General features: G+C 34.1%; 12 protein-coding genes, 1 pseudogene and 1 riboswitch. Of the genes and pseudogenes, 8 read left to right on the plus strand and 5 right to left on the minus strand.

Annotation, left to right across the window (positions count from 1 at the left end; all coding sequences use genetic code 11):
• The first annotated feature begins 213 nt into the window (after positions 1 to 213).
• Entirely contained in the window at positions 214 to 987 is a 774-nt protein-coding gene (locus tag QQZ16_RS20615) for a TerC family protein (protein WP_235252701.1), read from the plus strand.
• A 53-nt stretch (positions 988 to 1040) separates the two neighbouring features.
• Here the strand turns inward: QQZ16_RS20615 and QQZ16_RS20620 are convergent, their stop codons facing one another.
• Positions 1041 to 1559 (minus strand): ribonuclease H-like YkuK family protein, encoded by a 519-nt coding sequence (locus tag QQZ16_RS20620; protein ID WP_031536516.1) that lies wholly within the window; start codon positions 1557 to 1559, stop codon positions 1041 to 1043.
• A gap of 316 nt (positions 1560 to 1875) precedes the next feature.
• Here QQZ16_RS20620 and QQZ16_RS20625 point away from each other — a divergent pair, with 316 nt between their 5' ends.
• The 3 genes from QQZ16_RS20625 (at position 1876) to lepB (ending at position 3998) form a co-directional block, all read left to right on the plus strand.
• Positions 1876 to 2778, plus strand: coding sequence for a DUF4349 domain-containing protein (locus tag QQZ16_RS20625; protein ID WP_235252700.1), 903 nt, complete (start codon positions 1876 to 1878; stop codon positions 2776 to 2778).
• 136 nt (positions 2779 to 2914) lie between these two features.
• Positions 2915 to 3472, plus strand: coding sequence for a GNAT family N-acetyltransferase (locus QQZ16_RS20630; RefSeq protein ID WP_031536514.1), 558 nt, complete (start codon positions 2915 to 2917; stop codon positions 3470 to 3472).
• A gap of 43 nt (positions 3473 to 3515) precedes the next feature.
• Complete coding sequence (gene lepB / locus QQZ16_RS20635) at positions 3516 to 3998, plus strand: signal peptidase I (protein WP_311298858.1); 483 nt, start codon at positions 3516 to 3518, stop codon at positions 3996 to 3998.
• 54 nt (positions 3999 to 4052) lie between these two features.
• Here lepB and QQZ16_RS20640 read toward each other — a convergent pair whose 3' ends face one another.
• Entirely contained in the window at positions 4053 to 4310 is a 258-nt protein-coding gene (locus QQZ16_RS20640; RefSeq protein ID WP_031536512.1) for a DUF2533 family protein, read from the minus strand.
• A gap of 591 nt (positions 4311 to 4901) precedes the next feature.
• Between QQZ16_RS20640 and QQZ16_RS20645 the strand changes: the two genes are divergently transcribed.
• The 3 genes from QQZ16_RS20645 to chrA all read left to right on the plus strand — a co-directional run bounded on the left by QQZ16_RS20645 (position 4902) and on the right by chrA (position 7850).
• Positions 4902 to 5855, plus strand: a complete 954-nt coding sequence (locus QQZ16_RS20645) for a tyrosine-type recombinase/integrase (RefSeq protein WP_031536511.1) — start codon at positions 4902 to 4904, stop codon at positions 5853 to 5855.
• 189 nt (positions 5856 to 6044) lie between these two features.
• On the plus strand, positions 6045 to 6485 hold the full coding sequence (locus tag QQZ16_RS20650; RefSeq protein WP_235252699.1) for a CoxG family protein: 441 nt from the start codon (positions 6045 to 6047) through the stop codon (positions 6483 to 6485).
• 162 nt (positions 6486 to 6647) lie between these two features.
• On the plus strand, positions 6648 to 7850 hold the full coding sequence (gene chrA, locus QQZ16_RS20655; RefSeq protein WP_235252698.1) for a chromate efflux transporter: 1203 nt from the start codon (positions 6648 to 6650) through the stop codon (positions 7848 to 7850).
• 56 nt (positions 7851 to 7906) lie between these two features.
• Here the strand turns inward: chrA and ribH are convergent, their stop codons facing one another.
• The 3 genes and pseudogenes from ribH to ribE form a co-directional block, all read right to left on the minus strand.
• Complete coding sequence (gene ribH / locus QQZ16_RS20660; RefSeq protein WP_031536508.1) at positions 7907 to 8380, minus strand: 6,7-dimethyl-8-ribityllumazine synthase; 474 nt, start codon at positions 8378 to 8380, stop codon at positions 7907 to 7909.
• 30 nt (positions 8381 to 8410) lie between these two features.
• Positions 8411 to 9001 (minus strand): annotated as a pseudogene (gene ribB, locus QQZ16_RS20665) (3,4-dihydroxy-2-butanone-4-phosphate synthase); the annotation flags it as partial.
• A 32-nt stretch (positions 9002 to 9033) separates the two neighbouring features.
• On the minus strand, positions 9034 to 9687 hold the full coding sequence (ribE, locus tag QQZ16_RS20670; RefSeq protein WP_031536506.1) for a riboflavin synthase: 654 nt from the start codon (positions 9685 to 9687) through the stop codon (positions 9034 to 9036).
• Positions 9688 to 10107: 420 nt separating this feature from the next.
• Positions 10108 to 10306: riboswitch (FMN riboswitch) on the minus strand.
• Positions 10307 to 10486: 180 nt separating this feature from the next.
• Between ribE and QQZ16_RS20675 the strand changes: the two genes are divergently transcribed.
• Positions 10487 to 10846: an MBL fold metallo-hydrolase gene (locus QQZ16_RS20675; protein WP_031536505.1), complete on the plus strand. Its 360-nt coding sequence runs from the start codon at positions 10487 to 10489 to the stop codon at positions 10844 to 10846.
• The last annotated feature ends 201 nt before the right edge of the window (positions 10847 to 11047 follow it).

Below are 11047 nucleotides of genomic sequence, written 5' to 3' on the forward strand. Positions count from 1 at the left end.
TTACGAAAACAGCCTGACTATAAATAGAGTAAGTATAGAAAGCGTTAACAATAGAGATAGCAAACACACTGAAAAAGAGAGAAATTCCGACGATAAAAAATTTCTCCCACAAATACTTGACTCAAACGCTTTTCTATTAATAGTTGCTATCTGAAAATGATAGGAGTATAATAGCTTCCATATGATTACATTTATTTAATGGAGGCTTTTTAAGTGGACGTTTTACACCAGATATTATCAACCTATGCTTCATTTTTCGACTGGAAGATGTGGGGAGAAGTATTAACAGATCCAGTATCTTGGGGCTTAATTGGATCGTTAGTTATTTTAGAAGGTTTATTATCAGCGGATAATGCGCTTGTTTTAGCGGTTATGGTTAAACATTTGCCACCAGACAAACAGAAAAAGGCATTAACGTATGGTTTATTTGGCGCATATTTTTTCCGATTCTTCTTTATTGGAATTGGCGTTTATTTAATCCACTTTACATGGATTAAAGTAGTTGGGGCTGCATACTTAGCTTGGATTGTAATTAAGCATTTCTGGATCGGTGATGGAGATGAGGATGCATCAGCTATGAAAAAGGATAGCTGGACAATACGGCTATTCGGTGTATTCTGGGCTACTGTTATTTCCGTAGAGTTAATGGATTTAGCTTTCTCTGTGGACAGTATACTAGCTTCCCTTGCTGTATCAAATGAAATCTGGATTCTCTTAATAGGTGGTATGCTTGGAATCTTAATGATGAGAACTGTTGCGAAATTATTCCTCGTTCTAATTGAAAAAGTACCTGAACTTGAGAATACTGCATTTGTCTTAATTGGGATTATCGCGGCAAAAATGTTTGCAAGTATTTTCGGCTTTGAATTAGATCACTATGTATTTTTTGCCATTCTGATTGCTGCGTTTATTATCACCTTTATCATTCATTTTATTAATAAAAATAAAAAGATATCCGAAGAGATTGCTACTACAAAAGAAAAATGATTATCGTAACCTGTTCTGATTTAGGACAGGTTTTTTTGCTGAGAAAGAGGAATTTACTTCGTATATTTATTAGCATAAGAGGAGGCAACAAAAGAATCTGGCTTTATTTTCGGTTCTATGCCAATTGACTCAATTCTTGCTACCATTTCATTTACAAAATCACGGGTCTTATTTCTTCGACCGGCTCCAATATCAATATGTCCTTCAATAGAGAAAGTGGCTCCTTGGTAGACAAATGGTAATACAACGTCTATTAACTGGTTTTTCTTATCCTCTGTAAAGAGACTAACAACTTCTTCTGTTAGCGTTGTCTCATAGGAAATCTTCTCATGCAATCGTAAAACCTTCCTGGGCAAAACTACTTTTCTAATGCAAGCCCATGCTCCCTTTCCTTTATTCATTATAACAATACCCGTAATAAAAGTAGTATGCTTTGCATGCACTTGTGAATCTGTGCCAATCATTAATTGATAATTTCCAGCAGGATTTCGAGACATAAAGGAAAGAATCCGTTGAAATACGATTTCAAACGTCATTTTCTTTTCTTGTAGGTTTTGAAAGGTAAGTTCCATATGCCTGTCTAACTCCACTAATATCCCTCCATATAAGCGTAATTTCCAACTCATTTTTATACCATTGTATGTTCAGCAAATGGAATTATCACTGAAAGTAAACTTGTATTATCATATACAGAGCATAGAGAATTGGTGTAAATGATTATCCCTATATTTATTAAATTAATCATTTAGCAAAGCCAATTTCCTTAGGAACCTAGGTCATTATTAAGATAGACCTTTCGCAATTTTTTGTAATCAAAATGTAATAAATTTGAAACTAATTCACTTAAAATCCGTCTAAAAGATTAACTGAACGTAGGAGGAAATATAAATGAAGAATTATCGTGTTATCACTCATGTATTTTTATTGATTTTATTCTTGTTAACAGCTTGCAGCAACGAAAATTCTGAACAAAAAAGTGCAATATCTGAAGATAGTTCTGAAAATGAGATCGCTACTTTAGACTCTAGTAAAGTGAAAGAGGAACAATTAGCGCAAACAAGTAATGAGAACAAGGATAGTGACATTACAAAAAATGCAGAAGATGATCGAATGGTTATTTACAATGCAAACCTTTCCCTACAAGTGAAGGATTACCATCAAGTAGAAGCAACGATTCAAAGTAAAGCAACCGAGCTTGGCGGTTATGTTGTCGGGTCATCTATTTACGATAGCGGGACCGAGTATATAAATGGCTCGATTACTGTGAAAATTCCACAGTCTCATTTCCAATCCTATATAAAGGAAGTAGAAAAGCACAGCATAAAGATTAAAGAGAAGAACGTGACAGGAAATGATGTTACAGAAGAATATGTTGATCTCGAGTCTAGATTAAAGGCAAAAGAGGCAGTGGAAAAACGACTATTAACCTTAATGGATCAAGCCGAAAAAACCGAAGATCTTCTAAAAATTTCAAATGACCTAGCAACCGTACAAGAAGAAAAGGAACAAATTTTAGGTAGAATGAACTATTTGCAAAATAATGTGGACTATTCAACTGTTACTATCCAATTGGAAGAGGAGTTAGTAAAGGTTGATGCTATTAAAAATAAGGAATCACTAAATACATGGCAAAAAGCAAAAAGTCAATTTGTTACTACGATTAACGGGATTATTTCGTTTTTATCTGGTGTAGCCGTATTTACTATTGGTTTGTCACCAATTATCATCCCAATTTTGATCGTACTAATTATTTGGATTTTTTATAGAAAAAAAAGAAAGCCTCAGGAATAGGGCGACTAGATTTTATGATATAATGATAGTAATAACTAGCTTGGATAAATATTCCAGTAGAAATTCAAAAATAATATTAGGCACTATTACTAGAGTATAAAAATATAATGGGTTCCCATGAATTCGGAGGGATAAAATGGGGATAATTGTAACAGAAAAAGAATACCTCATTCGACATGGTGAATGGATAGACGCAGAAGCAATATTAAAAATACAGCGTACCGTTATCGCTGAAGGAGATTACTTAATAACTTTAGCCGAAGAGTTTAATCATACCTTAGAAGAACAGCAGCATTGGATCAATAATATTTTACGTAACGAAAGAGAAACATTATTAGTTGCAGAAATAGACGGTGAATTGATTGGATTTCTTGTGTTTCAATCTCCAGAAAGAAAGAGATTGCATCATACGGGATCATTTAGTATCATGATAACCAATGAATATAGAAATAAAGGGATAGGGAAAAAACTATTAGAGGTACTACTCCAATGGGCAGAAAGAAACCCTGTTATCGAAAAAGTAAATTTAGGCGTTTTCTCAACAAACTATCAAGCAATTTCGTTGTACAAAAGGATGGGTTTTGTAGAAGAAGGTCGTAAGCTAAATGAATTTAAAATTGCCGAAAATGAATACGTAGACGACATTCTCATGTATAAATTAGTGAAAGGAAGACAACTAGGAAGGAGGAGCTAATATAAATAATACTGAATTTAAGAAAGAGCTAAAATCATGGATTATCGCTCTAGTATGTGCATTAGTTTTTGTCTTTTTATGCAGGAACTTTATATTTACTCCTGTTAAAGTAGTTGGTCAGTCTATGCAGCCTACATATGAAAATCAAGATCGAGTTATTGTCTCAAAAATAGGTCATATAAAGCATTTTGATACAATAGTTTTTCATTCTCCGATTGAGAAAGAAGATTACATTAAGAGAGTTATTGGCTTACCAGATGATACGATTGAAATCCAAGATGACACTCTTTATATAAATGGACAAAAATACGAGGAACCCTATTTAAAGCAAAATAAGAGCCAATTGCTTCCTAATCAAAGATTAACAGAAAATATCAAAATCAAAGTGCCTAAGGATCATATATTTGTACTAGGTGATAATCGGCAAAATAGTATGGATAGCAGGCAAATTGGATGTATTTCAAAAGATGCTGTTATTGGAAAGGCCATTTTTAGATTTCATCCATTCATGGAAAATTACGAATAAAGATACCAAAAAAGCGTTGGAAGATAGTTGAAATTCCTCTTAACGCTTTTTCTTTTACTTAGAACGATTAACAAAATCAATAACCATTTCTTTAGTCACTTTCTTTCTTGTTGGAACAACACCAAGTCTAGCTAACTCATTGATTTGTTCCGTCACTACATTTATTTTTCCAACAGAAAAAGTCTCCCCAGCTTTACAAAGCAATAACGCTTCTTCGATGAAGGATTCGCGCAGTTGATCTAATTGTTTATAACGAATAACGCGAGAATTCACTTGTTCTACATGTTTAGTAATTTCTTTATGTACACTCATATTCTAGCTCCTTATATATTGTATATAACTATTTTAATATTTAACCGATTGAAAAGACAGAATTAATTTTGTTTACATAATATAATTATGATTAATTAATAGCTTTCGAGATCCAAACTATATGTAAAAGGAGGATAGAGGAATATAGCATTAATGGAATTGACAGTATGAAAATCCAAAAACGCCTATTTTCACTATAATATTAGATAGCTAAGTATAGGAGAAAAAAGGATAATGCTAATTTTAACAATAAGGAATAAAGAAGGTGAATTCTCCCATAGATAATAATTCGTCAGAGGATTAGATTCAGCTATTTGATTTCATTTAATTCCAAGCTAGGAAAAAATAGCATCGAAAAAATTTAATAGGCTAAGCAGATCAAATAGAAGCTTCATCCAATCACCTCTCATCATTATCCTTAATTATCCCAATTTTAGTGATAAAATGATATTGATCATTACATACAAATAGATAATTCATTCTTTCGTAGGAGTTTTAACAACATTACCGCGCATAATATCTCTTATGTGCGGTTATTTAAGAAATATAGTATACTAAAATTACTACTTTATAAATTAGGTGGATATACATATGATTACAAAGGAAACATTATTTACGTGGTATGAAGAAGAGCTAACCCTTTTTCGGACTGAAATGGATAATAAAGATTACAGTATATTTACGATTGAAAATTATTTACGGGATATTTATTTCTTTTTAGAATTTATTACACGCAAAAAGGAGGAATATACGGATTTAAGTACGGTGAAGAAATTACAAATTACCCTATTTATGAATGAATTAAAAACGAAGCGTGCAAATTCTTCTAGTTCGAGAAATAGAAGATTAACGGCTATTCGATCTTTTTATAAATGTTTGGTAGATTATGAGCTTGTTCAAAAAAATCCAGCAATCGATTTGGAAAGCGCAAAAGAACAAAAGGGAAAACTGCCAAGTTACCTAGAAAAAAACGAATTAAAGTCCTTTTTTGAAATGGTCGGAAAGGTATCACAAAAACAGCATCAAAGACGAAATAAAGTAATTCTTGGCCTCATGGCGTTTGCAGGTCTTCGGGTGATGGAAATCCATTCTTTAAATCTGTCTTCTATTAATCAAAAAAGAGGTATTCACGTACTGGGAAAGGGAAATAAGTCTCGGTATATTCCGTTACCTAAAAGGCTAATGGAAGAATTACAATTATATATAGAAGAAAATAGGATTTATCCAATGAAAGGGCAGGAGGATGCGCTCTTTATTTCAAGACGAGGGAAGCGAATTTCTCGAAGAAGAATTCAAGAAATTACAGAACGGATTATCGATCAAATGGGAAAGGAATATCCAGAGTTAAAATGGAAGGAAAAAGGAATATCTAGTCACAAGTTAAGACATAGCTTCGCAACACATTTAGTGCGGGATGGTCGAGATATCCGAACTGTACAAGAGCTACTTGGACATACAAATTTAAATACAACCCAAAAATACACACATGTTTCCGATTCGCAAAAGGAAAAGGCAATGGATTTAGAGATTTCAGAATACATGTAGAGATACCATAATAATATTATGTAAACTTAAAATCATTCTAATTCATAATCTAACATTTGACAGAATATATATATAAATAGTCTATGATCTAAACATAATCCCTTTTCTTTGCAGTGAGGCCATATCCCATGTGCTTACATCAAGAGAAGGGATTAGTCTGTCAATGAAAGATAAGGGAAGTGTTTTTCGATGCCAAGTAAAAAGCATTCAATTATCGTCCACGCTAACGCAAAAAAGGTTTGGGATTTTGTTCGCTCCATGAATAACTGGGCTCCTTTAGTACCTGGCTACATCTACCATCAAATCATAAACGATACGGTTTCTACTTGGGAATTCAAAATTGATATGGGGCTTTTTAAGAAGAAAGTGGAAATGAAAGTAAAGATATTAGAATGGAAAGAACCATCAAAGGTTACTTTTGAATTAGTTGGGATTAATGAGCATTTTGAAGGCAATGGCTATTTTATGGTAGAGGTGAAGAATGAAAATTATACAAAAATGACGGGTTATTTAGAAATAAATTCTACAGGAACTTTTCCGAATGTAACGAATAATATCATGCAGCCTAAATTAGAGGAGATTGCAGAAGAATTGACGATAGCTGTGAGTAAAGCAATCGAAAGTTTATGATAATAACATTATGTTAACTAAACTGTTCAATGATGAAATGAGAACATTCTATTTCTTCATTGGACGTTTTATTAATTTTTTGTAAATTTTTCGTTAATTAACTTGGTTAAAAAGATATCCTCCTATATGATAAAGATTACTAATTTTATTGGAGGTATCTCATTGGAAAAAGAAAAACAATGGAAGAAAAGTAAAACTTTTTTAGAAATTTTACTTATTTCCACAAAGTTAGGATTCACTTCATTTGGAGGGCCAGTTGCACATTTAGGTTATTTTCACAATGAATATGTACGACGAAGGAAATGGTTAGACGAAAAAAGCTATGCTGATTTAGTAGCTCTTTGTCAATTTCTACCTGGCCCAGCGAGCAGTCAGGTTGGAATAGGGATAGGAATTTTACGGGGAGGACTCCTCGGCGGGATCATTTCTTTTTTAGGCTTTACATTACCTTCTGTTATTGCTTTGATGATTTTTGCTAGTGTAATAGAGGTCTTAGATATAGAGAATGCAGGTTGGATACATGGTCTTAAAATAGTTGCAGTTGCGATTGTTGCCCATGCGATACTTGGTATGGCCAAGAATTTAACACCAGACCTAAAAAGAAAGACGATTGCACTCTTTGCATTAGTGCTTACACTCTTATGGCAAAGTGTCTTTTCCCAAGTAGGGGTAATTATATTTTCAGCTTTAATCGGCTATTTTCTATATAAACAGCAAACAATGCAGCAAGTTCAAGAAGAAGTTACTTTTCCAATTTCAAAAAGAGTAGCAAGTGTTTCTTTATTATTATTTTTTGCCCTTCTTTTCCTTTTACCAGTAATACGCGAGCTATTTACATACCCATGGATTGCCATGTTTGATAGTTTTTATCGATCTGGCTCTCTTGTATTCGGAGGAGGACATGTAGTTTTGCCTCTTTTAGAGCGTGAATTTGTCCTTGGTGGATGGTTAAGCGAAGAAGCATTTCTTGCAGGATACGGTGCAACACAGGCAGTTCCTGGTCCTTTGTTTACATTTGCTGCATATATTGGAACAGTTCTGAATGGATGGGGAGGGGGACTACTTGCGACATTCGCCATATTCCTGCCAGCCTTTTTATTAGTTGTTGGAACACTTCCATTCTGGAACTCCTTCAGAAAGAACACGAAAATTCAAGGTGCTTTAATGGGGGTAAATGCAGCAGTTGTTGGCATTCTAATCTCTGCATTTTATCACCCTATTTGGACTAGTAGTGTCTTACAGGCAAGCGATTTTGCTTTTGCAGCCATTTTATTTTCGATGTTAGTTTATTGGAAGCTTCCATCATGGATCATTGTTATTACAGGTGTAGTTGGTGGAATGCTACTTTCATATATCCCATTGTAATATTTGAAATAAAAACCTATAAGCGAGTGATTATCTCGCTTATAGGTTTTTATTTTTTAAGCTTTTGTTAACTGGCTATATAAATTACCCATTTCAATCGCGTTAACTGCAGCTTCCCAGCCCTTATTTCCAGCTTTCGTGCCTGCTCGTTCGATCGCTTGCTCAATATTTTCCGTAGTCAGAACACCAAAGATAACAGGGATTTCCGTACTTAACGAAACATTAGCCACACCCTTTGCGACTTCATTACTTACATAATCAAAATGAGGTGTAGCGCCACGAATAACAGTGCCAAGTGTAATAACCGCATCATATTTACCAGACGCAGCTAGTTTTTTGGCAGCTAAAGGAATTTCATATACACCAGGAACCCACATTACAGAAATGTCATTCTCGTTTACTCCATGACGATTTAACGCATCTTCTGCTCCTGATAAAAGTCTAGTAGTAATAAATTCATTAAAACGGGACACAACAATCCCAATTTTTAAGCCAGTTCCAATTAAATTTCCTTCAAATACTTGTTTCATTATTTATTCCACCTTTTGTAATAAACTTTGTCTATATCGAATTAAATCCTGTATGGTAATCATTTTTAAATCAAATTTTTCAGCAATCAACTTTAAATCTTTCACTCTTGCCATTGTTCCGTCTTCTTTTAAAATTTCACAAATAATTCCAACTGGTTTTGCTCCTGCAAGTATCGCCAAATCAACAGCTGCTTCTGTGTGTCCATTGCGGTTTAGCACGCCACCATCTTTTGCGATGAGAGGAAAGATGTGACCTGGTCTTGTAAAATCATCAGCAATTGCGCCTGCATCAACCAATTTGCTTATTGTATGGGCACGTTCAAACGCACTAATTCCTGTTGATGTCTCTCTATGGTCAATACTAATTGTAAATGCAGTGCTTCTCGGATCACTACTATTTGTCACCATCGGAGGGAGTTGAAGTTTATCTGCTAAAGCATGTTGGATGGGAACACAAATAAGACCACGACCCTCTTTTGCCATGAAATTGATCATTTCTGGTGTAACATGATCTGCCAATCCAATGAAATCTCCTTCATTTTCTCGATCTTCATCATCACAAACAATGATAACTTTACCTTTTTTTAAATCAATTAAAGCATTTTCAATGGAATCAAACATCGTTTTCATCCTTTCATAGTATAAATTCATGATTAAAAACCATTTTCTCTTAAAAAGGAAGCAGTTAGGTTTGATTCTTTTTTTACGACTGGATCTTTGTCTCTATTCATAAAGGAATAAAAATATTTGGCCAAAAGATCAAATTCAATATTAACAAGCTCACCTTTTCGTCTATTCCCAATCATACTGACTTTAGAAGTATGGGGGATGAGCGATACGAAAATAGAAGTAGGAGTCGTTTTAAAAATGGTTAAACTCGTTCCGTCAACGGTGATAGACCCTTTATCCATGGTTAGATGCACTTGATTCTCTGGAATTTGAATTTCTACCAATGTGCTATTTTCCACTTTTTGTGTGGAGATAATCGTACCTGTACAATCAACATGTCCAGACACAAAGTGCCCACCAAACCTTCCATCAGCAGCCATCGCTCGTTCTAAATTAACGCCTGTGCCACTACTTAGAAGTCTAAGAGTTGTATCATTATAAGTGTTTGGCATAACATCGACTGTGAATAAATTATAGTCAAAGGAAGTAACCGTTAAGCATACACCGTTAACGGCAATACTATCACCGATTTTCATATCCTCCATAATTTGTTCTGCTTGAATCACTATGGAAATCGTATGCCCTGTCTTTTTACTATGCTTCACAACACCTAATTCTTCGACTAGTCCAGTAAACAAGGGGAATTTCCTCCTTTCTACAACGTGTATTTTAAAGCTCTTAAATAGCTAATGGGGGTCAACCATTTTTAATGGATAGAACTAAATTCTAAAAGTCCCTGAAAAAAACATCATAAAACCCCGTATAAAAACTTATACGGGGCCAAGTACATACTTAAATAAACGTATTGTATGAGAGAAAAGCTGTCTTTTATCGATTGTTGTTTGTAACTAACACTGTCAATGGACATCATTCAAAATCCTTTTTGAAAAAAAGGAAGAACGATTCTTAGCTTTCGTATAGTTAGCACATATTACGTCAACTAAAACACACCACTATACAGCATCACCAAATACAACAAAACAAATCCATAGAAAAACAGGAAAAAGAATTGTGAAAAATCTTTTCATTCTATAATTCATACCATATTGTTTACTGTTATTTGCCTTCTCCCATCCAGACTTTACTGTCGGCTTTGGTTTCTCACCAAATCCACCGTTTTATAAATTAGCTATATCATTCGAATAAAAAGTATTGCAATTAGCCAATAATCAATCTCATAAAACGGGTCACGGGCTTAGAGTTTTACGAACACTCATCACCGCCGGTTGGGAATTTCACCCGACCCCGAAGGCGATTACACGTATTGTGTAATCATAACTATTTAATTAACTGTATCGTACACCTTTTCCTATCAATTATCAATAATTTTATTTTAAGTACTCTTTTTACACTACAGGTTAAGGAATAACTCTACTATAAAAGAGGTGTTTCTTTTATTGATTTGGTCACACTAAAAGTAAAAAGTGGAGGCATGAAATGAAAATTGCAGAAAATGTATTTGGTTATCGAACAGCAATTGCTAATATAGCCTATATTGCAGGATTAGGACCGAAGAAAGAGGATTGGGTCCTTATCGATACAGGAATACCCTATTCAGCGTCGTTTATCCTAAAAAACACAAAACAACTTTTCAACGAGAAGAAACCACTAGCAATCATTTTAACCCATGCTCATTTTGATCATATTGGCGCATTACAGACCCTTGTTAATAAGTGGAATGTTCCAGTATATATTCATGAAAAAGAAATTCCCTATTTAGGGGTAGCGTCAGGAAAATGCGGATTTACAACGTTAAGGAAATCAAAATATAAAAAGCCTAATTTCTCGGTGTTATAAGTGAAAAATTAGGCTTTAGTTACTTCATTAAAGCGCCTGATTGTTGAAGACTAAAGTTTATATTCACCAAGAAATGCTCTTATCCTAACAAATTTTATTTAGGACTTACATGTATGCCTTCACTCTCTCGCCAATCTGCGTAAAGTATACGCTTTACATTATCATATCCATTGGTAGTTAATTGGTTATCTAACCACTGTT

This window comes from Bacillus sp. T2.9-1 (assembly GCF_950097965.1).
Classification (GTDB): domain Bacteria; phylum Bacillota; class Bacilli; order Bacillales; family Cytobacillaceae; genus Niallia; species Niallia hominis.